Consider the following 26,304-nt stretch of genomic DNA (forward strand, 5'->3'; position numbering starts at 1 on the left):
AGGCCTCCCTTGGGGCGGCCCGGCGGGAGACCTGAGATGAACCAGATCGTGAAAGTCAGCGGCCTGCGAGTGGCCGCCCGCAACGCCCAGGGTGACGATGTCACCATCGTGCACGGTGCGGACTTCGCGTTGGAGAAGGGCGAGGTGCTCGCCCTGATCGGCGAGTCCGGCTCGGGCAAGACCACCATTGCGCTGTCGCTGCTGGGCTATGCCCGCAAGGGCTGCCATATCGTGGGCGGATCGGTGCAGATCGGCGACGTGGACGTGCTCAAGCTCAGTCCGGAGGCGTTGGCCCGACTGCGCGGGCGCACCGTCTCCTACATTGCCCAGAGCGCCGCGGCGGCCTTCAACCCGTCCAAGACCATCATGGACCAGGTGATCGAAAGCGCGCTGATCCACAAGACGATGTCGCGCCGCGAGGCCGAGGCCAAGGCGGTCGGCCTCTTCCGTGAGCTGGCGCTGCCCGATCCGGAAGGCATCGGCTCGCGCTATCCGCACCAGGTCTCCGGCGGCCAGCTGCAGCGCCTGATGGCGGCGATGGCGCTGATTACCGATCCGGCCCTGGTGGTGCTCGACGAGCCCACCACGGCGCTGGACGTCACCACCCAGATCGAGGTGCTGCTGGCGTTCAAGAAAGTGGTGCGCGAGCGCGGCACCACCGCGGTCTACGTGTCCCACGACCTCGCGGTGGTCGCCCAGATGGCCGACCGCATCGTGGTGCTGCAGAACGGCCAGATCCAGGAGGTGGGGCGCACCGAGCAGATCCTCTCCGCGCCGACCCACCCCTACACCCGCAGTCTGCTCGCCGCCATGGACCCCGCCGCGCGAACCGCCTCGGCCGGGCGCACCGCGCAGGAGCGCGACGACGTCATCCTCTCGGTGCGCGACCTCGAAGTGCGCTTCGGCAACGGCAAGGCCGGCGGCGGCAAGGTGGTCCTGCAGGACATCAACCTCGACATCCGGCGCGGCGCGACCGTCGGCGTGATCGGCGAGTCGGGCTCCGGCAAGACCACCCTGGCGCGCGCCATCGCGGGCATGGTGGCCCCCTCCGCGGGCCAGGTCCTGCTCGACGGCAAGGCCCTCTCGCCCACGCTGGAAGGGCGCACGCGCGACGAGTTCCGCCGCGTCCAGTACGTGTTCCAGAACGCGGATACCGCACTCAACCCGCAGCACACGATCGAAGCCATCCTGTCGCGCCCGCTCAAGTTCTATCACGGGATGAGCGGCGAGCGGCGAAAGAAGCGCGTGGCCGAGCTCCTGGAACTGGTGCGCCTGCCCACGAGCATCGCAAAACGCCGCCCCGGCGAACTCTCCGGCGGGCAGAAGCAGCGTATCAACCTCGCCCGCGCGCTGGCCGCCGAGCCCGAGCTGCTGCTGTGCGACGAGGTCACCTCGGCCCTGGACACGGTGGTCGGCGCAGCGATCCTGGAGCTGATGGCCGAGCTGCGCCGCGAACTCAACGTGTCCTACATGTTCATCAGCCACGACCTGGGCACGGTGCGCTCGATCTGCGACGAGATCGTGGTGCTGTACGCGGGCCGCAAGGTCGAGGTGCGCCAGCGCGAAGCCCAGAACGCGCCCCCCTTCCACCCCTACTCCCACCTCCTGGGCACCTCCATTCCCCTGCTGCGTCCCGGCTGGCTGGAAGAGGTGACCGGGCACACGGCCGTGGCGCTGCCGTCGCTTGCCGCCGGGCTTGGTTCGCAGCCGGGACTGTGTCCCTTCATCGACCGCTGCCCCCAGCGGGTCGACGGCCTGTGCAACACCACCCCCCCGCCCCTGCGCCAGCTCGACGGCGGCGGCAGCATCCTCTGCCACCGCTCCGAGGAAGAGCTGGTCCGCGCCCAGGGCGCCCTGAAACTCGTCACGGGAGAAGCCGCATGACTGGACGATTCGTGAGACTCGCCGAGACCGGCCGCGCGCCGGTGCGCTTCGAGCTCGACGGCGCGCCCGCCGAAGCGCTCGCCGGCGACACCCTGCTCGTCGCCGTCCTGAGCAACGCCAGGAGCGTGCGCAGCTCCGAGTTCGGCGATGACCGGCGCGCCGGCTTCTGCCTGATGGGCGCCTGCCAGGACTGCTGGGTGTGGACCGCCGCCGGCGAACGGCTGCGTTCATGCACCACCGTGGTCGAGGAAGGCATGCAGATCGTCACCACACAACCGGAGGGATCATGGGCCAAAGTCGCGTGATTGTCGTCGGCGCGGGTCCGGCGGGCGTGCGTTGCGCCGAGGTCCTCGTCGCGGCGGGGATCAAGCCCATCCTGGTGGACGAGAGCCGCCGCGACGGCGGCCAGATCTACCGCCGCCAGCCGGAGGGCTTCACCCGCTCCTACCCCAGCCTGTACGGGACGGAGGCCGAGCGCGCACGCGCGCTGCACCAGAGCTTCGAGTCCCTGCGCAGCAGGGTCGACTACCGGCCCGAGACGCTTGCCTGGAACATCTACGACCGGCAGCTGCATACCGTCTCGGCCGGGGTGACCAAGGCACTGCCCTTCGACGCCCTGGTGGTGTGCTCGGGCGCGACCGACCGCCTCATGCCGGTGAAGGGCTGGCACTACGCCGGCACCTACAGCATGGGCGCGGCGCAGATCGCGCTGAAGTCCCAGGCCTGCGCCATCGGCCGTCAGGTGGTGTTCGCCGGCACCGGTCCGCTGCTCTACCTGGTGGCCGCCCAGTACGTGAAGGCCGGCGCCAAGGTGGCGGCAGTACTCGACACCTCCAGCCTGTGGAAGCGCGTGCGCGCCCTGCCCAAGCTCGCTGCCCGCCCGCGGGTGCTACTGAACGGGGTCTCCCTCATGCGCACCTTGCGCGGTGCCGGCGTGAAAGTGGTGACCGGCATCGAACCGGTGGAAATCCACGGCTCGGACGAGGACGGCGTGCGCGGCATCACCTACCGCAGCCAGGACGGCGCGACCCACCGGGTGGAATGCGATGCGGTGGCCCTGGGCTACCACGTGCGGCCGGAGACCCAGCTCGCCGACCTGGCGCGCTGCGAGTTCCGCTTCGACGCCGAGACCCGCCAGTGGCTACCCACCGTGGACCAGGACGGACGGAGCACCACACCCGGCGTCTATCTGGCCGGTGACGGCGCCCGTGTGCTCGGCGCCGACGGCGCGGAGATCGCCGGCAAGCTCGCCGCCTGGGCGCTACTCGAGGACATGGGCCACCCCGTGCCCGACGCCGAGCGCGCGGCGCTGCGCCGTGAGCGCGAGGCGATGGACCGCTTCCGCCAGGGCCTCGTCGAGGCCTTCCCCTGGCCCGCCGAGCAGGCGGCACGCCTGCCCGACGAGGCCATCGTGTGCCGCTGCGAGGCGATCACCGCCGGCGAGCTGCGCCGCGTGGTGAACCAGATGGGCGCCTGCGAGGCCAACCGCGCCAAGGCCTTCAGCCGCGTCGGCATGGGCCGCTGCCAGGGTCGCTACTGCGGCCACGCCGGCGCCGAGGTGGTCGCCGCGGCGGCCGGCATTGCGCTGGAGAAGGTCGGTCGCCTGCGCGGCCAGGCGCCGGTGAAGCCGCTCTCCATGGCGGTGCGGGAGGAGCAGGAATGAATTCGCATAGAGCAGATGTCGTCATTGTCGGCGGCGGGATCATGGGCGCCGCCACCGCCTTCTTTTTGCGCAAGCGCGGGGCGTCGGTGATCCTGCTCGAGCGGGGATTGATCGGCCAGCAGGCCAGCGGCACCAACTTCGGCAACGTGCGCCGGATGGGCCGCCCCGTGGAGCAACTGCCGCTGTCGAACCGCTCGCGCGAGAGCTGGCTGAAGTTCAAGGAATTGTTCGGTGAGGATGTCGAGCTGTTGCTGAATGGCCAGCTGCGCGTCGGCTTCACGCCGGAGCACGAAGAACGGATGGCAACCTATGCGCAGGATGCGAAGGACTTCGGCATGGGCATGCAGATGATGGGCGGGAAAGCGCTGCGCGAACGCTTTCCGTACCTTGGGCCGGACATCACTGCGGGCTGCTATGCCCCTTTCGAGGGGCATGCGAATCCCCGCCTGGCGGCGCCGATCATCGGCCGGGCCGCGGTGCGCGAAGGCGCGCAAGTGTTCGAAAACACCGAAATCGTGAGTGTCGAAAAGGAAGGCGAGGACTTCCGCGTGAACGCCGCCGACGGCCGCACCTTTCGTGCGCCCGTGGCGCTGATCACCGCTGGCGCATGGGGAAATCTCATCAGCACCAGCTTCGGCGAACCTGTGCCGATGATCGCCAAAGCGCCGCAGATGTGCGTCACCGAACCAGTGCCTTACGTCATCGGGCCGTCCATTGGTGCCTTGATCGACGATCCCGATCAACTCGTCTACTTCCGCCAGGTTGCGCGCGGCAATATCGTCGTCGGCGGCGGCGGCCATGAGCTGGCGGACATCGAGAATCGGCGCGCCTACGTGAACCCGCGCAGAACGCTGTTGAAGCTGAAGAATGCGCCGCGCGTGATGCCGGCATTCAATCGCCTGAGCATCATCCGCGTGTGGAGTGGCATCGAGGGCTACATGGAAGATAGCCGGGCGGTCATGGGGCCGAGCGCACGCGTGCCCGGCCTGTACTACGCGTTCGGCTTCTCCGGTCACGGTTTCCAGCTGGGACCGGGCGTGGGCGACGTGATGGCGGAGCTGATCCATACCGGCGCCACGACTACCCCGATCGAGCACTACCACATCAGCCGCTTTGCCAAGCAAGCGATGCAGGCAGCCTGACATTCATTCATTTCCCCAACGAATCGAGAACAGACCATGTCGAATTTGCATGATGCCGCGGCCGTTCAGTCCACGCCGCGAACCTTCATCGATCTGCGCGCGTTTGCGCGCGACAAGCGCCAGGGCGTCACCCTGACGGCGTCGGCGGGGGAAGACCCCTTCCTGGCCAACCGCCGCCTGTTGGACTTCCCGCCCGGGCCCGTCACTGCAGGCGCCATCGCACTCGAAGCCGGCAACGGCGCGGTGCCGTGCCAGCCGGTGGATGAGTTCATCATCGTCTGCGAAGGCACGCTGACCCTGACCCAGCAAGGCCGCACCGTGGTGTTGGCGCCGGAAATGAGCGCGGTCATCCAGCACGGCGCCGAGTTCACCTGGTCGACCCAAGGGCCGGTATCGGTGATCTTCATGCGCTACTACGGCAGCGAGCCGGGCGACCGCGCCATCGTGCCGATCGCGCAGAACCCCGAGTTCGGACCGTCGGGCGGACCCGCGGCCGAGCTGCTGCTCACGCCGGCCCCGACATGCCGCAACCACACCGACCATGCGTCAAGCGACGGCGTGTTCCTCTGCGGCACCTGGGACTCGACCCCCTACCACCGTCGTCCGATGACCTACCGCATCTACGAGCTCATGTATCTGCTCGAAGGCAGCGTGACCTTCGTGGATGAAACGGGACGCAGCGGCACCTTCTCGCGCGGCGACATCTTCATCGTCGAACAGGGCGCCCAGTGCAGCTGGGAGAGCCGCGAGAACGTGGCGAAGGTGTACGCGATTTATCGCCCGGCGTGAATCTGAAGAAGGTGGAGGAGACAACAATGAAGACGCTGCTGCTCAAAAAAGAAGAAGTCAGCCGCTTGATCTCCATGAAGGAAGTCATCGGCACGGTCGAAGAGGCATACAGGGCGTTCAGCAGCGGCCAGGTGGCTCAGCCACCGTATATCGGGATTCATCTGCCGAACGGGGGCGAAATCGATTTCAAGCTCGGTTATTTCACGGGCAACGAAATCATCTCCATGAAGGCGTCTTCCGGCGCCCTGCCCGACAACCCGCGGCTCTACGGAGTGCCCAGCGGCATGGGAACCGTCCTGCTGTTCGACGCCCGGAACTGCTTCCTGATCTGCGTGATGGACGGCAGCCTGCTCACCGGCCTGCGCACCGGGGCATGTGGTGCCGTTTCGGCAAAGGTGCTGGCGCGGAAGAATGCCAGGACGGTTACGTCGATCGGCACCGGGAACCAGGCCAGGATGCAGATCCGGGCCATGACCGAGGTCATGAAGATCGAGCAGATCCATGCCTGGGACCACCACCCGGAAACGCTGGCCAAGTACAAGGCGGATATCGAGGCCGAGTTCGACATCCCCGTGATCATGGCGGGCTCCGCGAAGGACGCCGTCGAGCAGGCCGACATCCTGATCACCACGACCCGCGGAAAAGGGTCGCTGGTGGACGCGAGCTGGGTAAAGCCCGGCACGCACATCGTGGCGATCGGCACCGACATGAAGGGCAAGCAGGAATTCGATCCCGAGATCTTCCGGAACGCGAAGATCGTCAATGACTCGATCGCGCAGTGCATCGACAAGGGCGAGACCTTTCATCCGCTGAATCGCGGAATCATCACCCGAGACGATATTCACGCAGAGATCGGCGAGATCCTGCTGGGCAAAAAGCCGGGAAGAGAAAACGATGAGGAGATCACCATTTTCGATTCCACCGGAATGGCCATCCAGGACAACACCACCGCGAACAAGATTTACCAGAATGCTATCGAGAACAAGGTCGGCACCTTCTTCGAGTTCATTGCATGACTTCGATCGAAACGCTCTTCGTTTCTTTGAAGCATTCAAATATGAAATCCGAACGGAAATAGACACCATGCGCAACTACCCCACCATCCAGGACATCCGCGAAGCCCGGGAACGGCTGAGGCCCCACATCAAGCACACCCCCTTGCTGCGCGGCGAAAAGATCGAGAAGGCCGTTGCTTGTCAGCTCTACCTGAAACCTGAAACCCTGCAGATTACCGGGGCCTTCAAGATCCGCGGCGCGCTCAACAAGACCCTTTCGCTTCCGCGCGAAGCGATCGCCAACGGCATCATCGCTACCTCCTCCGGCAATCACGCCCAGGGCCTTGCTTACGCCGCCAGGATGCTGGGCGTGAAGGCGATCCTGGTGCTCCCGGTCACCACGCCGAAAATCAAGATCGCCAATACGGAAGCCCTCGGGGCGGAAGTCGTCCTGTTCGATGGGGATACGGCGGCCCGGTGGAAAAGGGTGTACGAAATCGCCGAAGAGATGAACTACGCCACGGTCCACGCGTTCGAGGATCCCATGGTCATGGCCGGTCAGGGAACGATCGGCCTGGAGATCCTGGAAGACCTGGAAGACGTGGACACGGTGATCATTCCCATGGGCGGCGGCGGCCTGATTTCGGGCATCGCCACTGCCCTCAAGGAAACGAAACCGTCGGTGCGTGTCATCGGCGCCGAGCCGGCCTTGACGCCCAAGTACTTCCACAGCCGCAAGAATGGGGAACGCACCTCGCTTCCCTTGCAGAACACGATTGCGGACGGTTTGCGGATCAGTGTCCCGGGCCAGAACCCGTATCCCATCATCGAAAAGTACGTGGATGAGATCGTTCTCGTCGACGACGAGCACATCATCGCGGGCATGCGCGCGCTTGCCAAGGACGCGAAATTGATCGCGGAGCCCGCCGCCTCGATCGGCATCGGCGCCTTGCTGGCCGGCGCCATCAAGGTCAAGCCGGACGAGAAAGTCTGCGCGGTATTGACCGGCGGAAACTGGGATCTGTGCGACCTTGCCGAAATTTACGCACGTAGTGAGTAGAGGCTGAGGAGGTCTCCATGGACGCCCAACCGATCGCCTATGGCGTTACCCATCGCCTCCCGGCGCGCGCCCGCGCCGCGGACGGCGAGGCCCGAGCGGCGGCCGGCGCCGTCGCTCGGGTCAAGCAGTTCATCGAGGACAACTTCCGCGAGCCGATCAGCCTCGACGGGCTCGCCGCCCTCGTCGGCCTCACCCGCTTCAGCCTGGCCAAGCATTTCCGCCAGCGGGTCGGCGTGTCGCCCTATCGCTACGTCTGCGAGGTGCGGGTGCGTCATGCGAAACGGATGATGACCCAGGGCTGCCGCCCGACCGATGTGGCCAGCGCGGTCGGTTTCTTCGACCAGAGCCACCTCGCCCGGCACTTCAAGCGGGCCTGCGGCATGACCCCCCGCGAATACATGTCGCGACAAGTGCGCCCCCGGCCCAAATCCAGCCACGCGCCCATGGACTGACGGACGTCTCCAGAGAGAAAACGGCTCCCTTTTCCTTGGGGCGGCCCCTTCGACCCCCCAAGGACTTTTCATCTCTGGAGGCCGTCGTTCCCTGCGGAACGGCAGCCTCCTTTTTTCTTCGCCAGCACGCGGGCCGGCGCGGCGGCCCCATCGCATACGCCGGTGAGCTCGATGGCGAGGTATGACTCTGGGGTTCCGTGGCGTGGCTGAGAATCGGCAAAACATGGACCGAACAACTCGCTCGCGACAGACCCCGCAGAAAGTGTCACGCATGTTCCAGATCGAAAAGGAATCTGCTCGCATCTCCTGGCAATAAGGCATCTGCGCAGGGTTGATCTCCATAGACTTGAATCCACCAACCCACCCACCTGCAGGAGATCAAGCAAATGCCATTCAAACCGAAATTCATCAGCTTCGATTGCTACGGGACGCTCATCAACTTCGAAATGGGGCCGACCGCAAAGAAACTCTTCGACGATCGCGTGCCGGCCGATCGGATGCCGGCTTTCCTGGAAAGCTTCCGCTACTACCGTCTCGATGAAGTGCTGGGTGAGTGGAAACCCTTCTTCAACGTGGTGGAAAATTCCATTCAACGGGCGTGCAAGGCCCACGGCGTCGAGTACCGTCCGTCCGATGCGATCGCCCTGTACGACGCCGTCCCGACCTGGCAGCCCCATCCGAACGTCGTCGAGACGCTCGAGGCCATCGCGCCCCATGTGCCGCTGGTGATCCTGTCGAACTCGATGGTCGATCTGATCCCGGCCAGCGTCGCCCACCTCAAGGCCCCCTTCCACGCCGTGTACACCGCCGAGGAAGCACGCGCCTACAAGCCGCGGGCCCAGATCTTCGAATACATGTTCGATCAACTCGGCTGCGGGCCGGAGCAGATGGTGCACGTCTCGTCGAGCTTCCGTTACGACCTGATGACCGCGTGCGATCTGGGATTCATGGGCCGAGCCTTCATCGACCGCGCCCACGAGCCCGCCTGCGACGGCTATGGTGCCAAGCGCTTGACCGACATTCGCCAACTCCCCGGTCTGCTCGGGCTCGATTTTCCGGCCCAGACCGCCACGACGAAACGAGTCGCATGATGGCCGACGATCATCCGATCGCGGCAGCGGCGCTGAGCACGGCAGCCCCCAGCCTCACCCCGGACGCGGTGGGGGCCCTGGCCCGCCGTCTCTACGACATCGAAGGGAGCGTCAAGTCACTGGCCGGCGAGCGCGACCAGAACTGCTGCATCGAGACCGCGGACGGCAGCCGCTACGTGTTCAAGATCAGCAACCCCTCCGAGTCGGTCTCGGTGGTCGACTTCCAGATCGGTGCGCTCGAGCACATCGCCCGCGTCTCGCCCGATCTGCCGGTACCCCGGGTCGTGCGAACGCTCGGCGGCCGGACGCGCGACACGGTGACCTTGCCCGGCGGCGTGCCGACCACGGTACGGATGCTGACCTATCTCGACGGCATCCAGATCCGTGAGACGCCGCGCACCGCCGGGCAGCGCCGGGCCATGGGGGCATTCCTGGCCCGATTGAACCTCGCGCTGCGCGATTTCTCGCATCCTGCGGCAACGCACGACCTGCTCTGGAATGTCTCCGCAGCGCACCGGCTCACCGCCAAGTTCGATGCCATCGACCCGGGCCCGCGTCGCGCGCTCGTCGAGTCGTTCATGAAGCGCTTCACCGATCATGTCCTGCCGCGCCTCAGCTCGGTGAGGGCGCAGGTGATCCACAACGACTACCACCTCTACAACGTGCTGGTCGCGCCCGACGATCATGAGCGCATCCAGGGGGTCATCGACTTCGGCGACATGCTGCATGCGCCGCTGGTCGGCGAACTCGGCACCGCGGCGGCCTTTCACATGACCGGTTGCGACGACCCGTTCGAGGGGCCGGCGCAGTTCGTCGGCGCCTATCACGCGATTCTGCCGCTGGTCGAGGTGGAGCAGGAGATCGTCGCCGACCTCATGGCCACCCGCCACCTCATCACCGCGCTGATCTCGGAATGGCGCGCCAAGCGCTACCCCGAGAACCGCGCCTACATCATGCGCCACAACCCCGCCGCCTGGGAGGCGCTGTCCCAGTTGGCCGACCTGTCGCGCAACGAGATACGCGACCGGCTGCTGGCCGAAGCGCGCGAAATACACATTGGATAAGGAAGAGACGATGAAAAGCACCACCGACCTCAACATGGTCAACGCCTACATCCCCGGGCGCGTCGACGTGGGTCCCGCCACTGCGGCGATGATCGAGCGACGCGACGCCCTGCTCGGCCCGGCCTATCGGCTGATGTACGAGCATCCGCTGCACATCGTGCGCGGCGAAGGCGTGTGGCTGATCGATCCGCAAGGCCGCCGTTACCTCGACATCTACAACAACGTGGCCTCCCTCGGGCACTGCCATCCGGCCGTGACCGAAGCGATCTGCACGCAGGTAAAAACGCTCGCGACCAACACCCGCTATCTGCACGACACCATCCTCGAGCTGGCCGAACGCCTGCTCGCGACCGTGCCCGAGACCGACTTGGCCCATCTCATGCTGACCTGCACCGGCAGCGAGGCCAACGACGTCGCCTATCGTATCGCCCAGGTCCGCACCGGCGGCACCGGTGTGATCGTGACCGACACCGCCTATCACGGCTTCACCGACGCCGTGTCGAAATTCTCGCCGTCGCTGGGCGTGACGGTCGATCTCGGCGCCCACGTTCGCACGGTCCCGGCACCGCGCCTCTATCATGCCGAGGGAGCCGACCTCTCCGAACGCTTCACGCGGGATGTCGAGGCGGCGATCGCCGACCTGAAGCGTCACGGCATCAAGCCGGCGATGCTCCTTGTCGACTCGGTGTTCACCAGCGATGGCATCCTCCCCGAACCGGCGGGCTTCCTGAAGGGCGCGGTCGACGCGATCAAGCGCGCCGGCGGCCTCTTCATCGCCGACGAGGTCCAACCCGGCTTCGGCCGCACCGGCGAGCACATGTGGGGTTTCCAGCGTCATGGTGTCATCCCGGACATCGTCACCATGGGCAAGCCGATGGGCAATGGACAACCCGTCGCGGGACTGCTGGCCACCGCCGACGCGCTGGCGGAGTTCGGCAAGAACTCGCGCTACTTCAACACCTTCGCCGGCAACACCGTGTCCTGCGCGGCGGCACTCGCGGTGCTGGATACGATCGAAAAGGAAGGCCTGGTGCAGCATGCGGCCCGGGTCGGGACCATCCTGCGCGAGGGCATCGCCGAGCTTGCCAGCCGGCACGAGGCGATCGGCGACGTGCGCGGCGTGGGCATGTTCGTCGGCGTGGAACTGGTCGCCGACCGCGCATCGCGCGCGCCCGACCGCGAGCTCACCACCCGGGTGGTCAATCGCATGCGCGACAAAGGCGTGCTGCTCAGCGCCTGCGCGATGGGGCACAATGTGCTCAAGATTCGACCGCCGCTGGTGCTGTCGGCGGAACAAGCCGGCATGGTGATCGAAGTGCTCGACGAGGCCTTGAGCTCAGCACGTTCGACCAGACCGGGGTAAGCGCAACCCACACTGATGCGAGTATCGACGCATGCGATCTTCAGCATCCCTGGACCCGTTCGACATCAAGATCCTCGTGCATCTCCAGCGCGAGGGACGCTGTTCGAATGTCGAACTGGCCTCGGCCATCGGCCTGAGCGAAAGCCCGTGCCTGTCCCGGACCAAACGGCTCCAGGAGATCGGCGTGATCCGGGGCTACGGCGCGGATGTCGCGCTGGAGAAGCTGGGCAGCTACGTGATCGTGTTTTCCGAGGTGACCCTCGGCAGCCATCACGTCCCGGATTTCCGCAAGTTCGACGCCGGGGTGAGCAAGTACCCCGAAATCGTCGAGTGCTACAACGTCAGCGGCGGCTACGATTTTCTGCTGAAGATCGTGGCGCCGAGCATTGCCTACTTTCAGGCGCTGATGGACCGACTGTTGGAGGACGATATCGGCATCGTGAAGTTCTCCAGCCGGATCGTATTGCGTCAGCCGATCGACCGACGCGAGTATCCGCTCAGCATTCTGTTGACTGGGGCGCCAAGCTGGGAGGAGTGAGGCGACGCTGCGGCGCATGACAGCGAGCGTCGCAGCATCGCCATGGCGTCCGTGCTGTCGCGGCCGGTGCTGGCAGCCCACCGCTGTCCGGCTGACCGCCACATCGATGTTGCGCTGCGCGTCGGCAGCAACGGCAGGTCGTGCGATGGCATCCGCCTGAAGCCTTCCCCACCCGGCGCCACCTTGTGTTGCGTAGTACCGCAATGTCTTCCGCAACCCGATGAAGCCGGTTGTGGATAAGAGCCCCCAATAGAATGCCCCCAACGCGGGGGCATTCTATTGGGGGCTCCAAGGCGCCGCGTCGACCGCGACTACGATCGACGCGGCCAGAAGATCAGCGCTTCAGGTTGCCCTGGCACAGATATTTGGTATGCATGTACTCGTCGAGGCCGTAGCGCGAGCCCTCGCGGCCATAGCCGGAATCCTTGATGCCACCGAAGGGCGCGGCCTCGGACGCGAACGCGCCCTCGTTGATCGCGACGATGCCCGACTCCAACGCAGCGGCGACGCGCCACACCCGGTCCATGTCGTTGGAGTAGAAGTAGGCGGCGAGGCCGTAGGGGGTGGCGTTGGCGATCTCGACCACCTCCGCTTCGCTGGCAAAGCGGAACACCGGCACCACCGGGCCGAAGGTCTCCTCGTGCGCGAGCGCCATGTCGGTGGTCGCCCCGGTGATGAGGGCGGGCATCACGTAGTTGGGGCCGAGCTGCTCGAGGGCCTGCGTATTGCCGAGCACCAGCCGCGCGCCTTTGTCCAGCGCGTCCTGGATGTGGCGCAGGATCTTCTCCACCGCGCGCGCGTTAATCATCGGGCCGATGAGCGCATCGGGACGGGTGGCCGGTCCCACGGTGAGCTTGCTCATGCGCTCGGCGAGCTTGGCCACGAAGGCGTCATGGACGGCGTCATGCACGAACACCCGGTTGGGGCTCACGCAGGTCTGCCCACCGTTGCGGAACTTGCCGGCCATCAGGCCTTCCACGGCGGCATCGAGATCGGCGTCCTCGAACACGATGTAGGGGGCGTTGCCGCCCAGCTCGAGCGAAAGCTTCTTGAGCGTCGCCGCCGATTCGCGGGCCAGGTGCTTGCCCACCGGGGTCGACCCGGTGAAGGTGATCTTGCGCACCCGCGCATCCGCCAGCCACTGGCCGACCACGGTCGGCGTGGTGTCGCGCGATGCGGTGACGATGTTGAGGGTGCCGGCGGGCAGGCCGGCCTCTTCGGCGAGCCGCACCAGCGCCAGCGAGGTGAGCGGGGTGTCTTCGGCGGGCTTGCACACCACCGTGCAGCCGGCGGCCAGCGCGGGCGCAATCTTGCGGGCGATCATCGCCGCGGGGAAGTTCCACGGCGTCACCGCCGCCACCACGCCGACCGGCTCCTTGACCACCGACATGCGACGCCCGCCCACCGCAGCCGGGATGAGATCGCCGTAGGCGCGAACCGCCTCCCCGGCGAACCACTCGACATAGCTCGCCGCATACAGCACCTCGCCGCGCCCTTCCGCGAGCGGCTTGCCCTGCTCACGCGAGATCAATCGCGCCAGATCCTCCTGGTTCGCGATGATCGCCGCATGCCAGCGCTTGAGCAGCTGCGCGCGCTGGCGTGCCGGGGTGTCCCGCCAGGCGGGGAAGGCGGCGCTGGCGGCATCGACCGCCGCCTTGGCATCGGCCTCGCCACTATCGACCACCTGGACGACAAGACTGTCGTCGGCCGGGTCGAGGACGTCGAAGCGTCGGCCGTCGGCGCCCTCGCACCACGTGCCGCCAATGAAGTTACGGGATTGGATCAGGTCCTCACGTGCCGGCGTGAGAGTCAGGGTCGAAGTCATCGCTCATCCTCTGCATTCAGGTTAGTCAATGCGGACGTCGCCGCCGCCGGAGCGGACACGAATCCGATGTACACAGCTTAGGGATGGGCGAAGGAACGATGAGCGCGTCGGCGGGGAGCTCAGCAGCAGCAAATGGCGAATTCGCCGGGCAGACGGAACATTCTGCGGAACCCCGGCAACCGACAGTGCGGACGGACCAGGACAACCGCGCGCTTGCTCCGCCGATACCTTACGCCGCGCGCCGGAGGTACGCTTGAACGCATCGAGAACCGTTTGGAAGGGCGGCACTCGCGGAGTGACGGATGAAAAGGCGCGGCGTCCCGGGAAGAGACGAAACACCTCACTCTCTTGCACCACATCCCAGGACACGCCCAAAAAAACGCCCGGAACCGTCCGGGCGAAAAGGTGCGACTGAGGAGAGAGAAAGGGAAACCGTTCGCCGGCCGATCGCCGAGCGTGTTGCGCCACCCCTTTGCCGCTACGGTCTACCCGCAGGGGTTCGGGAAGCTTGAGGCAGTAAGTCGTCGACGACCCCGCGCTTGGAGAAACCGACGGTCCGGCCGCTCTCACTGGTCAGCACGGCCGTGAGCGCGGCGCGGTCGTCGCGCTGCGCAACGCTGAAACGCACGCCGCCATCCGTACTTCGCAACACGACGCCGTCGAGTGCGACCGCAACGACACCTTGCGCAGAGTCGGCGAAATCGGTGATCGAACTCGTGGTCCCGACGTCGATCGCCTGCCAGGTATCGCCGCGATCTTCGCTGCGATAGACGCTCCCACGCAGGCCGCCGACCAGCAGCACGCCGTCGTCGAGGGCGATACCGGCCCACAACGAACCCCGGTAGCCGGTGTCGAGGTAGCGCCAAGTGTTTCCGCCGTCGGCCGACGTGAGCACCAGCCCTCGCTCGGCGGGCACATAAATGTCGTCGCCATGCGCGAACATTCCGAGCAGGTTGCGGTCCGCCCTGCCCCCGTCCGGCGGCGCAGGCGGCTGGCGGGCCTGCCAGGTCTGTCCGCCGTCGCCGGTCACGAGAACCAGGGACCATAGGCCAACCGCCACCGCACGCTGCCGATCGATGGCATGGATCGCGAACAAGGGCCGATCCGTGCTGGTGTCGGTACGCTGCAGGCGCCAGTTTTCGCCGCCGTCTTCGGTCACCAGGATCGTCCCCCACTGCCCCACCGCCCAACCATGCTTCGGGTCGGCAAAGGAGACGCTGGTCAGGGTGACGCGCGTCGGAACGGACGATGCCTGACGGAAACTGCGACCGTCGTCGTCGGAGAGCAGCACGGTGCCCTGGTCGCCCACGGCCACCTGTCTCGCCCCGGCCGAGGTGGCCGCGAGTATCGAGGCAGCGCTGGCGAACGGACTGGTGCGTGCCGGCTGTTGCGTGAGCGCGGCGGGCTCCTGGATGGCGGCGACGATCCCGGAAAGGCTCGTCAGCACGACCCAACATATCAGTTGAACGAATCGTTTCATGGGCTCGGTCTCAGTGGTTCAGAATGCCCGGCACACGCACGGGCCCCTTGCGGGGGAAGAGTTTTTCCAGCCACACCGCCAGGGCCGGCAGTGCCGTCATGGACATCACCAGGTTGATCATGAACATGAAGGCCAGCAGCTTGCCCATGTCGGCCTGGAATTTCAGGGCCGAGAACGACCACGTGGCCACACCGACGGCCAGCGTGATGGCCGTGAAGATGGTCGCCATGCCAACTTCGAGAATGGAGTGTTCGAGCGCCTTCACGATCGGCTCGCCGCCGGCCAGGTGCAACTGCAGGCGGTTGTAGATATAGAAGGCGTAGTCGACCCCCACGCCCACGGCGAGCACCATGACCGGCAAGGTGGCGACGGTCAGGCCGATCTGCAGTTCCTTCATGAACCAGTAGCCGATGAAGGTACCGACCGTCAGCGGCAGGCAGCAGGCGATGACGGCCCGAAAGTCCTGATACACCAGGAAAACCAGCGCGACGATGGCGGCGTAGACATAGAGCATCATCGGCAACTCGCTCTTTTCCACCTCTTCGTTCACCGCCGCCAGAATCCCGGCATTGCCCGAAGCGAGCGCAATATGCACGCCCGGCATCGGGTTGTCGTCCCGATAGGCCTTCACGGCCGCGACGACACGGTTGATGGTCGACGCCTTGTGGTCGGCCAAAAAGAGATGCGCCGCGACCATGCTGCAATCTTTCTTCATGTAGCCGGGAATACGCGCGATCTCCACCGACAGGCCCGCGTAGTTGCCCGGGTCGATCGGCACCACCGCCATCTTCGGGTAGCCCTCGTTGTAGCCCTCGTTGTAGGTGCGCAGGATATCGGCATAGCTGCTCACCGACACCACCCCCTCGACATGGCGCATCTGGGCGACGAAGTCATCCTGATAGACGCCGACTGCGACCTTGTCGCACGAGCCCGACGCCGCTTCGAACATGACGGTGAACCAGTCCAGCCCGGTATCGTAGGATTTGGCGATGGACACCGCGTCGAGATTGAAGCGGGCGTCAGGCCTCAGTTCCGGAGCCCCCGGCTCCACGGTCCCGACCAAGCGCCCATGGCTCTGCCAGACGGCCAGGGCGAACACCACCGCGACAACGCCGAGGACGGCGGCGGCATTTTTCGGCTCTGCCACGCGCGCGAGCGAGCGCAACCAGCGCGCCCGTTTCTCGCGCTTGAGCATGGCCTTGGTGGCAAAGTCCTCGGAGAAGTTGAAGAAGGATGCGGTCACCGGCAGCATCACGAGATTGGTGATGATCTTGAATCCGACACCGATCGACGCGGTCACCGCCAGTTCGCGCACCATGGGAATCGGAATCAGCGCCAGGGTGATGAAGGAAACGAACGCGGTCACGAGGGCCAGCACGCCCGGAATCAGCAGACCGCTGAAGCTGGCACGCGCGGCTTGCTCGGTCGTCTTGCCATGAGAAATCTCGCGCACGATGTAGTTGATCTGCTGCACGCCATGTGACACCCCGATGGCGAACACGAGGAAGGGCACCAGCACCGCCAGCGGATCCAGACCGTATCCGAGCAGCCGCAAGGTTCCGAACTGCCACACCAGGGATGCCAGAGAACAGACGATCGGCAGCAGCGTCAGGCGCACCGACTGGCAGTACCAATAGACGGCGACCCCGGTCAGCAGCAGGGCGATGAGGCAGAACTCGAGAACGCCCTGAGCGCCGTCGGCAACATCGCCGATCTGCTTGGCAAAACCGATGATCTGGATCTCGTAGTCGTCGTTCTCGAACTTTGCCCGCAGTTGGGTCTCGAGCAGGTGGTTGTAGTCGATGTAATCGATCTTCTCGCCGTCGGCACCGGTCTCGGTGATGTCTGCCGTGATCATGGCACTGGTTTGGTCGTGCGCCACCAGCGTGCCGAGGAATCCCCCCTGGACGGTTCGGCGCTGGATACCTGCGATGACGTCATCGCCCAGCGCCTTGACGGTCACCGTTCCGGGAATCAGCGGTTCGGCGCGAAAGCCCTCTTCGGTGATTTCATTGACGAAGGCGTTCGGGGTCCACAAGGACTGCACACCGAGGCGGGACACGTTGGGCAGGAACATCACGGCCTGGGTCACGTCGTACAGCCGCGAGAGCGCTTCCTTGGTCCAGATCGATCCATGCCGGGACTTCACGACCACCGTCAGTCGGTTGGCCCCGAGGACGTCGCTGCGGTACTTCTGAAAGGTCTGGATGTACTCGTGACCGATCGGCATCTGCTTCTCGAAACCCGCATCCATGTGCAGATTGTTCGCAAAGAAGGCCATGAGGATCGTAAACAGGCCGAGGCAGATCAGAACGGCTCGGCGAAAGCGGAAAATGAACTTCTCCGCCGCCATGATCGTGCTCGTCAGCCAGCGATCGATTATGTCAACGTTCAATGGGTTGGGCATGGGCGTAGCGCTCATCGACGCCGGCGAAGCCTGTGGAGGCCCCGCCGGCAGGCATCGTTAGAAGTTGCGGGAAACGTACGCACCGACAAAGTCGCGGTCACGCAGGGGCTGGTCGAACACGTTCTCGCCGCCCCAGAACTTCGCGTAGTTCACGCCGACCACCCAGGACGCGGGATTCTTGGTGAATGTCACGACGAAGTTGGCGGCCTTTGCCCCTTCCATGAACAGCGCGGAAGCGTTGGGGGTCCTTCCCTTCACAGCGTGGAAGAAGAAGATCTCCGGCGTCACCTGCCAGCCGGGAATCAAGCTGCCGTCGTAGGTCCAGCTGAAGTCGACGTTGTACCCCCACGAGGTACGAGTTCCCTCCGACGGAACCGATCCGGCGAACGGTGCAGGCGTGAAGAAGGAATCGTTTGCCGTCAGAGCGCCCCAGAACCAGGCACCGGAGGCGATCGGCCAGGAACCGGCGCCCGTCACATAGTTCTTCGGCAGGTTGGGATACTTGACGACCGCGGCCTCCGCGAGCAGCAGCCCGCTATCGGCGCCGAGGAAATCGAGAATGGCGCCATGATCGCCCGGCGACAACTGCAGCAGGCCAGTGAGGTGGAACTGATACTTCTCCTCCTCGATGTAGCACTTGTTGTCGGGGCAGGTGAAGAAGTTGGCCGACGAGTTCAGCGGCACCGCATCCTTGGGTCGATACGACAGCTCGGTTCCGATCGCCCAGTTCCCCAGTGGGAAGTTCGCACTCACGCCGAAGACCTTGCGATCCTCCAGGTAAGTGAACTCCGGGAACCCGTTCTCGATGACCGCGACCGGCGCCTTGTCATGGTAGTTGATGAAATAGAAGCCGAGGTTGAGCTGCGTGTCCTCAGGTTCGTAGTGCACCGACACGCCGTACTGACCACCGTTTCGCGGCGTATCCCGGGTCGGCATCGCCACCCCGGGCGTGCCGTTGGCGAACTGGTCCGCCCCCTTGCCGATCGTCGAGGTCGACCAGTAGCTGCCCACCGGCGGAAAGTAGTTGCGCTCCCAGCCATGCTGCACATAGGCCTCGACGTTGACCCCGTGGCCGAGTCCGGCGGCGAGGCTGGCAATCGGCGCAGGCAGGAAGGCTTCCTTCAGCTGGGTGCCCGGCTGCGACAAGCGCATCAAGTCCACCGCATTGGTCTGGTTGACACCGCCGGGGAGGAACAGACTTTCGCCCCAGCTGATGACCTGATTGCCGACGCGCAGCCGCGCCAGGCGCTCGTTGATGTCGAACTCCTTGCTGACCCAAAGATCCAGCAGTCGCGCTTTGAAGTTCAACTCCTCCTTGGCATCCGACGTCAGGGACTGGCCACCATAGCCGCTGACGTAGCCCGAGGTATCGGTAGCGGCAAAGTCCTTGACCCAGTTGACCCGCGCCAGGAACTTGATGCGCTCCGGAAAACGCAGAAACAGCTCGTGCGTCCCTTTCAGATACTGCGTGAATGCCTCGCCCTTCTTGTAGTTGAGGTTGCCCTGATCGTTGTATCCGGAGAGGGCATCCAGACACCCGGGCGAGGTACCGCTGGGGGTGCCACCGCCCGGCGTGAATGCCAAGGTGTCGGTACCCACGTAGGTGTCGCAGCCTGGCGCCCGGGTCCGAACCCCGACGCCCGCGGTGATCGTCGAATCGAAGTTCCCGCGGATGGCGCCATCGCTCAGCGTAAAGCCCACCGCCCAGACCCCGCTCGCAGCGGTGGCAGCCGCGACCGCCAATGCCGATTGAATCGCTCTGTGCTTATTCATTTGTGCCTCCTGATCCCAATTGGCGCTGCATTAGCGATCGCTGATCGCACGCAGGTTCTCCGCGCGGTAGAAACTGCCTCGATGTCGCGGGCCGGTCGCCTCGACCGTCCATTGCGGTCCGACGCCCGTACCGATAGTGTGGAAATCAATCAGGTAACGGCCTTCGGGCAGGTTGTACTGGGAGAAGGCCGCCACATCGCAGCTACCGGTCTCGAACACCGGAATCAGATAGCCCTCACGTACCTTCCATAGATTGCCTTGCGCGTCGTAGTCTTCCGCCAACACCGCGTTCCAACTGTCTTCGTCCAGGTACAAGACCCGCTTCGGAGAGGTGTGACGAACCCCGTCCTTGACCGTCCCCTCGACCACCCAGACACGATGCAGCTCATAGCGACGGTGCGACGGGGCAATGAAGTCCCGCAACAGCACCTCATCCGCCTTGGCCTTGAAGTCATAGGCGCCGAACGAGTTGTAAGGCACATAGATTTCCTTCTTGCCCACCAACTTCCAGTCGAAACGGTCCGGCGCCCCCATGAACACCTGGGTCTCGTCGAGCGCATACTGGTTTTCGAACCCGAGCGTGGGCGAGTCGTACGCGTACGACGGCAACCGGCGAACCCGGCGCTGCCCCGGGAAGTAGAGATAACTCTCGGTGCCCGGCTGGTTGACGTAGTCGGTAATCGATGCGGCCTGCCCGGCGAGCGCCACCGGACTGAGGAAAGTGAAGTAGACGTGCGAATAGATCGAGTTCGTCTCGCTCAACTTCGTCGCCCCCTCGGCTGCCCACGGCCAGAACATGGTCTCGTCGTAGCCCGCCGTGATCCACTCGTCGCCGCCTCTGCGAGGTGACACGTTGGCAGTGGCGTTCGGCCAGGTCGCCGACAAGCCGCGGTAACGCATCTTCTGGTTCCAGATCGCCTCGATGCCGGAACTCGGAATCGGGAAAGGCGTACCGGGAAGCATGGCCTCCTTGAGCGTCCAGCCGTCCTCGGCGATCTTCGCAAAGCCGACATTCTTCTTCGTGTTCTCGGCCACGAAGTCGGGCACGCCGCAGGAGCGGTGCGTCGGATAGACATCGGCACGATAGCCCTGAACCTGCTTGATCAGTGCGATCTGCCCGGGGGACAAGCGTTCCGCATGCTGATCCACGTTGCTGGCGTCAATGGAGAACTTCGGCTTCTCTCCCTTGTACTTCCAGAACTCACCGCGCAGCTTCTTCGCATCCCACCCGGGCAGCACCGGGTTCTCTCCGCTCCAGGCGGGAATATTCCCGTCCGCATTGGCGGCGCGCTCTCCTCCCACGGGCGTGAGCGGCCCGCCGAGCGACGCAGCATCCGCCGCATGAACCGCCGATCCGGCGAAGCTCAGCGCCATCGCGAGCGCCAAGTGCGCCAGATGCGCAGTGCGCCGGCATGCGCCGACGGCACCACCCCGCAGCACCAAGGGTGCCCCAAGGGGCATGAAGCGGGTTTGTTTTTCCCCGAGGGGGACGTCCGAACGATGCATCTTAGTGTCTCCTAACAATGACGGACCCGGAATTGGCAAACAGCCAAGCCAACGTCCCATCTGCAGTAACCGTGCCACGGTTTTCCTGGGGTCTTTTTCCGTCTCCAGCGAGGCAATTTCTGCCTGCTGCGAGCCCCTTCAATCCCAGTATAAGTCGAACAAAAGTTCGGTTTCAAGGATTTCCGTGAGCAAAGAGGAGGGCCATGGGCGACTGCACGTCGAACGCACCGCAACAATGCGCCACTCAAAATCCGCGCCCCAACTTGGCGCAGCGCCATTGCGCACCGAAGCAAAAAATGAACACACCATGCCCAGAAACATCGAAGACGAACCGGGCAAACCAGGCCCAAGAAGCACCACCCCATCCATCCGCCAGCGGACGCACCCCTGGTGACGGCGAGACGAACACCGAGCAAAACGAGTCGGGACGCAAGTCCAGACCAACACGAGAAATGGAACGAAGAGACCCTTCGGCGAGCGCCGAGGGGTGGGGTGCGACCACCCGACGGCCGCGAACCGCCAGCGTGGCGGCAAACACTCAGGACGCTGGCGGACGTGAAGCCGATCCGCTGCGCCAGCTGGGGACATGAGCAGCAAGCACCCGCCCGGTCCTCGCACGGGCAAGCAGCGCGCCACGAGAACCACCGCATCCGCTCGCCGCGTGCGCGCGCCTAGCACCCTGGGCGCACAACCCCCAGGGGAAGGTCGTCAACCTTGAGAAAAGGGAACGAGGCGCGGCGGCATTGCACCTTCAGCCCGCACGACAGGTGAGCCCGACCGAATCACCCGCCAGTCAGCTAGCGCGGCAGCAGAAGGCGAGTACCAAGCGCAAACACGCAGATCTTCAGGTTCCGCATGAGCCGGTCGGCATCGGGCGCGTTGCGGGCAACCGCCTCGCACAGAATTTCGTGCGCAATGATGGCGATCGTCCTGGCGGCAGAATGGACGTCCTGCGCGTCGGCCTCGGGCGCAAAGTATTGCAGCGCACTGGCCACCGACGCCTCGCACCGCTCGTCATGCTTCTGGACCGCATCGCGCAACTCGGCCACCGAGGTCACCATCGTGATGAGCGCCCCCAAACCCGGCTGCGCCCGGTACAGATCGGCCATCTGATCGATCTGCTTTCCCAGGTAGGACAGAATGTCCTCCGCCCCGCCGCGCACCGGATGGAGGCCGTCGAGCAAGCTGAATACACGCTCCATCCAGTCGGTGACCAGGGCATAGACCACCGCTTGCTTGTTGGGAAAGTACTCATACAAGGCCCCAACGGAAATCCCCGCCAGCGCCGCAATGCGCCGAGTCGTCAACCGATCCAGGCCATCGCGCTCAATCGCGTCGCCCGCTGCGCGCAACACCGCCTGCACAGTATCCCGGCTACGCGCCTGGTTCGGCGTTCGACGCGGATGCAGGCGACGCAACTTGACGGTGGCATCGGGACGACCCTTCACTTCCGCGCCCGCCGGCTTGCTTCGAGGCATGTCTTCAAATCTCACTGATAGCCGGACATCGCCGGCCAATTTTCGGTGACGCATTGTAGCCGACCGGCCCATCGACATCAAAACAGCAACCCATCTTGTTTCCGACCTTTTGTTCGGTTTATACTCGGTTCAACACACTAGCGCAGATCCATCCAATGAACTCAAAATCAGATTCGGAGCTTTGCTATCTCAGCGCGACCCGAGCCCTCCATATGTTTCGGTCTCGCCAGCTTTCTCCGGTGGAATTGTTGAACGCCCACTTGGCTCGCATCGAGCGACTCGAGCCCACGATCAACGCCCTGAGCTACCGCCGCATCGAAGACGCCCTGCAACAGGCCAAGGCAGCAGAGCATCGCTACATGACGGCGCCCGAATCGGCCCGCGCACTCGAGGGCATTCCGACGCTGCTCAAGAACGAGCACATGTTGAAGGGGCTTCACACGACCCAGGGCTCGTGGCTGTGTGGCGATGAGGCGGATGACCGCAATGCCCCGATCGTCGATCGCCTTCTCGACGCAGGCGCGGTCATTCATGGCCAGACCAACGTTCCCGAGTTCTATCTGGCGGGATTTACCCGCTCACGTCGGCATGGCGTCACGCGCAATCCCTGGAACACCGACGTGACCTGCGGGGGTTCCTCCGGCGGGAGCGCGGCAGCATTGGCTGCCGGCATGACCACGCTGGCGACAGCCTCGGACATCGGCGGTTCGATCCGCATTCCCGCGGCCTATTGCGGCGTCTACGGATTGAAACCCTCCTATGGTCGCGTGCCGGAGGCGAGCTTCTCCTACGCAATGAACCCCTGCAACCACAACGGCGTCATGGGCCGCTCCGTAGGCGATTGCGCGCTGATGTTCAACGTCGTCAACGGCCCGCACGCCGCCGATCCGGCAACCATCAAACCGAAGCTGACCCTCCCCGCCGACTTCGAATCGGTCCATGGCCTCAGGATCGCGCTCTCTCTCGATCTGGGCTACGTCGACGTATCGGACGAAGTGCGTGCCAACACGCACAAAGTTGCCCAGGCCCTCCGCGACCAGGGCGCCACGGTCGACGAGGTCGACATCCCCTGGGGCCCCTGGGTCAGGGACACTTTTACCCACTATCTGGGGTTCATGCTGGGGCTCCCCCTCGTCGATGCGATCCGCGACCATCGCGAAAAAGTGAGCGACTACGTTGTCCATTTCGCCGATGCCGCCACCGGCATTACCCCGGGCATGTTCCATGCAGCCAACGCCGCCATCGAGACCATGCACACCGGACTACGGCAGGTGCTCGACCGCTACGATGCGCTGATCTGCCCGACCCTGGCCGACACCAGCACCCCCGCCGAAGGCATGAAGGATGCGCATACCAACCTGATGAGCAAGGGCCTCACCTATCCGTTCAACCTACTCAGTCGACATCCGATCCTTGCCGCCCCCTCGGGACTCGCGTCCAACGGCGTGCCAACAGGCGTACAGATCGTGGGCCCCACCTTCGACGAGCTCATGGTCCTGAGGATTGGCGCCGCCATCGAACGTCAGCTGCCTTGGACCTTCCCGAGCCTGTAGCGGTTGATCCAACGCTTGAAAAAAACTCCAAGGAGAGAGGCATGAAGACGACCACCGCGCAATCCCCTGCCCCGAAAGCCGGCGCTGAAACCCTCACCCGCAGCCTCGAGTACCGCGATCTGCTCGCCTATGGGCTCGCCTACATCGCACCGGTGGCGCCGTTGGCAACGCTCGGCTTCGTGTGGAATGCCTCGGCCGGTCTGGTGGCGCTCGCCTACCTGCTCGGCGCGCTGTGCATGTATTTCACTGCCAAGAGCTACGCGGTGATGACCGAAGAAGTCCCCAACGCGGGTTCCGTATATGGCTTCGCGCGCCACTGTCTGGGCGGGCTCGCCGGGTTCGTCGCCGGATGGCTGATCCTGCTCGACTACCTGCTGATTCCGGCACTGGTGTTTCTGTTGATGTCGGTCGGCATGGGGACTCTGATTCCCGAAATTCCCCGGGCGGCATGGCTGGTCATCCTGATCTCCTCCGCGGTCGGCATCAACTGGTTTGGCGTGACCGTCACCTCACGGGTCAACGTCTTCTCCGTCAAGGCCCAAATCCTCATGGTGCTCACCCTGATGGCGCTCTGCATCTACGCGCTCTACCAGGGAAAAGGCAGCGGCGGCCTCACGCTGGCGCCGTTCTACTCGGCCGAAGGGTTCTCTGCCACCCATGTCTTCGCAGGCACATCGATCTGCGTACTGTCCTTCCTCGGATTCGACGCCATCTCCACCCTGGCCGAAGAAGTCAAGGGCGGGGACCGAAAAGTGGTGGGCCGGGCGATCATGCACGTCCTGTTGATCGCCGGCGCGTTCTTCGTGCTGCTCACCTGGGTGCTCGGCAACCTGATGATCGGACTCGACGTCCAAGATCCTGCCACGGCGATCTTCGAACTGACCGCCGATCGCATCGGACCGTGGGCCTCGACAGCCCTGGCCTGGCTGCTGGCGCTGATCGTGGGCTTCACCAATGCGTTGCCGATGCAGATCGGCGTTGCTCGGGTGCTCTTCGCGATGGGGCGCGACCGCCAGCTACCCCACGCCTTTGCGCGTCTGCACAAGAAGCATGGCACCCCGCACATCGCCCTGCTCTTTGCCAGCGCGTTCTCCTTGATCGTCGCCATCGTGCTGCGCAACGACATCGATCTGATGGCCTCGTTCGTGAATTTCGGCGCGCTGTCCGCCTTCCTGCTGCTGCATCTCTCTGTCCTCGTACATTTCGCCTGGCGCAAGCGCAGCAAGAATTATCTGGCCCATTGGTGCGTCCCGATTCTCGGCATCGCCGTGGTTCTCGCGGTGTTCTCGGGCATGGCAGCTACGGCCCTGTTCATGGGCGCGATGTGGCTTGTGCTCGGCCTGGGCTACTGGCGCTTTCTCAGTGCGCGCCATCGCGTCGAACTGGCCGTCTAGACCAACTCCGGAATCACCACCATGCGCTCAACATTGCCTCGCGATACCACCGAGACGACACGCCCGCTGATCCTGCTCCCCGCATGCCGCAAGAGCATCGACGGAACGACCTCGTTCTCGGTCGGCGAGAAATACATCGACGCCGTGCGGCTCGCGGGCGGCCAGCCGCTCTTGGTGCCGTACGCGACGGATGACGAACTCGACGCCCTGCTCGGCCTCGCCGACGGCGTATTGCTGACCGGATCGCCATCCAACGTACATCCGGCGCACTACGGCAAATCGCTTCAAGACCCACCCGGCGCACTCGACACCGTGCGCGACGACTGGGTCCTGCCATTCATTCCGCGGCTGTTGGACAAGGGCATACCGCTCTTTGCCATCTGCCGCGGCTTGCAGGAGTTGAACGTTGCGCTCGGCGGCAGCCTGCACCACGCGGTGCACACGCTGCCGGGAAAGAACGACCACCGCACGCGCGACGACCTGCCCGAGCACACCAAGTATGGGCCGGCGCATGTGGTCGACATCGTCCCCGGCGCGCTGCTCGAACAACTCCTGGATGCGACTCAGATCGAGGTCAACTCGCTCCATGGTCAAGCCATCGACCGTCTGGCGCCATCGCTCGCCGTCGAAGCAAACGCGCCGGACGGCGTCATCGAAGCCGTTTCCTGCCCCGGCGCTCGGGGCTTTTCCCTGGCCGTCCAGTGGCATCCCGAGTGGCGAGCGCATGACAACCCCCACTCCCGAAAACTGTTCGATGCGTTCGGCCAGGCCTGCCGCGACTATCAACGGACTAAAACGCAGACCGGCATCAACGGCTAGCAAAAAACATGGCATCCCCACCCAACAT

At 64.7% G+C, this 26,304-nt stretch carries 21 protein-coding genes; 15 read left to right on the forward strand and 6 right to left on the reverse strand.

All coding sequences use genetic code 11. The features are described 5' to 3' along the window. Nucleotides 1-36: 36 nt before the first annotated feature. From I8J34_RS10535 to I8J34_RS10590, 12 genes are all read left to right on the forward strand, one after another. Nucleotides 37-1,884, forward strand: a complete 1,848-nt coding sequence (locus tag I8J34_RS10535; protein WP_214361362.1) for an ABC transporter ATP-binding protein — start codon at nt 37-39, stop codon at nt 1,882-1,884. Next, on the forward strand, nt 1,881-2,189 hold the full coding sequence (locus tag I8J34_RS10540) for a (2Fe-2S)-binding protein (RefSeq protein ID WP_214361363.1): 309 nt from the start codon (nt 1,881-1,883) through the stop codon (nt 2,187-2,189). Before I8J34_RS10535 ends, I8J34_RS10540 begins: the two co-directional genes overlap by 4 nt. Then, entirely contained in the window at nt 2,171-3,547 is a 1,377-nt protein-coding gene (locus I8J34_RS10545; protein ID WP_214361364.1) for an FAD/NAD(P)-dependent oxidoreductase, read from the forward strand. Before I8J34_RS10540 ends, I8J34_RS10545 begins: the two co-directional genes overlap by 19 nt. Continuing rightward, the gene (locus tag I8J34_RS10550; RefSeq protein ID WP_214361365.1) at nt 3,544-4,689 is read left to right on the forward strand and encodes an NAD(P)/FAD-dependent oxidoreductase; all 1,146 of its coding nucleotides are present in this window, start codon (nt 3,544-3,546) and stop codon (nt 4,687-4,689) included. The genes I8J34_RS10545 and I8J34_RS10550 overlap by 4 nt, the downstream gene beginning before the upstream one ends. Nucleotides 4,690-4,725: 36 nt before the next feature. Beyond that, nucleotides 4,726-5,478, forward strand: a complete 753-nt coding sequence (locus I8J34_RS10555) for a cupin domain-containing protein (protein WP_214361366.1) — start codon at nt 4,726-4,728, stop codon at nt 5,476-5,478. 26 nt (nt 5,479-5,504) lie between these two features. Beyond that, nucleotides 5,505-6,494: an ornithine cyclodeaminase family protein gene (locus I8J34_RS10560; RefSeq protein ID WP_214361367.1), complete on the forward strand. Its 990-nt coding sequence runs from the start codon at nt 5,505-5,507 to the stop codon at nt 6,492-6,494. A gap of 67 nt (nt 6,495-6,561) precedes the next feature. Further along, on the forward strand, nt 6,562-7,533 hold the full coding sequence (locus I8J34_RS10565; protein ID WP_214361368.1) for a threonine/serine dehydratase family protein: 972 nt from the start codon (nt 6,562-6,564) through the stop codon (nt 7,531-7,533). A gap of 17 nt (nt 7,534-7,550) precedes the next feature. Continuing rightward, on the forward strand, nt 7,551-7,985 hold the full coding sequence (locus I8J34_RS10570; protein WP_214361369.1) for a helix-turn-helix domain-containing protein: 435 nt from the start codon (nt 7,551-7,553) through the stop codon (nt 7,983-7,985). 386 nt (nt 7,986-8,371) lie between these two features. Next, the gene (locus I8J34_RS10575; RefSeq protein WP_214361370.1) at nt 8,372-9,076 is read left to right on the forward strand and encodes a haloacid dehalogenase type II; all 705 of its coding nucleotides are present in this window, start codon (nt 8,372-8,374) and stop codon (nt 9,074-9,076) included. Then, the gene (locus tag I8J34_RS10580) at nt 9,073-10,140 is read left to right on the forward strand and encodes a phosphotransferase (protein ID WP_214361371.1); all 1,068 of its coding nucleotides are present in this window, start codon (nt 9,073-9,075) and stop codon (nt 10,138-10,140) included. The genes I8J34_RS10575 and I8J34_RS10580 overlap by 4 nt, the downstream gene beginning before the upstream one ends. Before the next feature lie 10 nt (nt 10,141-10,150). Beyond that, nucleotides 10,151-11,503, forward strand: coding sequence for an aspartate aminotransferase family protein (locus I8J34_RS10585; RefSeq protein ID WP_214361372.1), 1,353 nt, complete (start codon nt 10,151-10,153; stop codon nt 11,501-11,503). Nucleotides 11,504-11,534: 31 nt separating this feature from the next. Continuing rightward, entirely contained in the window at nt 11,535-12,041 is a 507-nt protein-coding gene (locus tag I8J34_RS10590) for an Lrp/AsnC family transcriptional regulator (protein ID WP_214361373.1), read from the forward strand. Between the two features lie 334 nt (nt 12,042-12,375). Here the strand turns inward: I8J34_RS10590 and I8J34_RS10595 are convergent, their stop codons facing one another. From I8J34_RS10595 to I8J34_RS10620, 6 genes are all read right to left on the reverse strand, one after another. Next, nucleotides 12,376-13,866 carry an NAD-dependent succinate-semialdehyde dehydrogenase gene (locus tag I8J34_RS10595; protein WP_214361374.1) on the reverse strand — a complete coding sequence of 497 codons (1,491 nt, stop codon included), beginning with the start codon at nt 13,864-13,866 and terminating at the stop codon, nt 12,376-12,378. Between the two features lie 478 nt (nt 13,867-14,344). Continuing rightward, nucleotides 14,345-15,346, reverse strand: a complete 1,002-nt coding sequence (locus I8J34_RS10600; protein WP_214361375.1) for a WD40/YVTN/BNR-like repeat-containing protein — start codon at nt 15,344-15,346, stop codon at nt 14,345-14,347. A 10-nt stretch (nt 15,347-15,356) separates the two neighbouring features. Then, nucleotides 15,357-17,699 (reverse strand): efflux RND transporter permease subunit, encoded by a 2,343-nt coding sequence (locus I8J34_RS10605; RefSeq protein WP_230411790.1) that lies wholly within the window; start codon nt 17,697-17,699, stop codon nt 15,357-15,359. Between the two features lie 111 nt (nt 17,700-17,810). Next, nucleotides 17,811-19,526: a DUF1302 domain-containing protein gene (locus I8J34_RS10610; RefSeq protein WP_214361377.1), complete on the reverse strand. Its 1,716-nt coding sequence runs from the start codon at nt 19,524-19,526 to the stop codon at nt 17,811-17,813. 30 nt (nt 19,527-19,556) lie between these two features. Further along, nucleotides 19,557-21,032 carry a DUF1329 domain-containing protein gene (locus I8J34_RS10615; protein WP_230411791.1) on the reverse strand — a complete coding sequence of 492 codons (1,476 nt, stop codon included), beginning with the start codon at nt 21,030-21,032 and terminating at the stop codon, nt 19,557-19,559. Nucleotides 21,033-21,829: 797 nt separating this feature from the next. Beyond that, nucleotides 21,830-22,510 carry a TetR/AcrR family transcriptional regulator gene (locus I8J34_RS10620; protein ID WP_214361378.1) on the reverse strand — a complete coding sequence of 227 codons (681 nt, stop codon included), beginning with the start codon at nt 22,508-22,510 and terminating at the stop codon, nt 21,830-21,832. Nucleotides 22,511-22,722: 212 nt separating this feature from the next. On the opposite strand from I8J34_RS10620, the gene I8J34_RS10625 reads away from it, so the two are divergent. The 3 genes from I8J34_RS10625 to I8J34_RS10635 are packed head-to-tail and all read left to right on the forward strand — an operon-like array spanning nt 22,723 to nt 26,276. Beyond that, entirely contained in the window at nt 22,723-24,063 is a 1,341-nt protein-coding gene (locus tag I8J34_RS10625) for an amidase (protein ID WP_214361379.1), read from the forward strand. Next, nucleotides 24,042-25,457: an APC family permease gene (locus I8J34_RS10630; RefSeq protein WP_214361380.1), complete on the forward strand. Its 1,416-nt coding sequence runs from the start codon at nt 24,042-24,044 to the stop codon at nt 25,455-25,457. Before I8J34_RS10625 ends, I8J34_RS10630 begins: the two co-directional genes overlap by 22 nt. 21 nt (nt 25,458-25,478) lie before the next feature. Beyond that, nucleotides 25,479-26,276 (forward strand): gamma-glutamyl-gamma-aminobutyrate hydrolase family protein, encoded by a 798-nt coding sequence (locus I8J34_RS10635; RefSeq protein ID WP_214361381.1) that lies wholly within the window; start codon nt 25,479-25,481, stop codon nt 26,274-26,276. Nucleotides 26,277-26,304: the final 28 nt, after the last annotated feature.

Source organism: Denitromonas iodatirespirans (genome assembly GCF_018524365.1).
Taxonomy (GTDB): domain Bacteria; phylum Pseudomonadota; class Gammaproteobacteria; order Burkholderiales; family Rhodocyclaceae; genus Nitrogeniibacter; species Nitrogeniibacter iodatirespirans.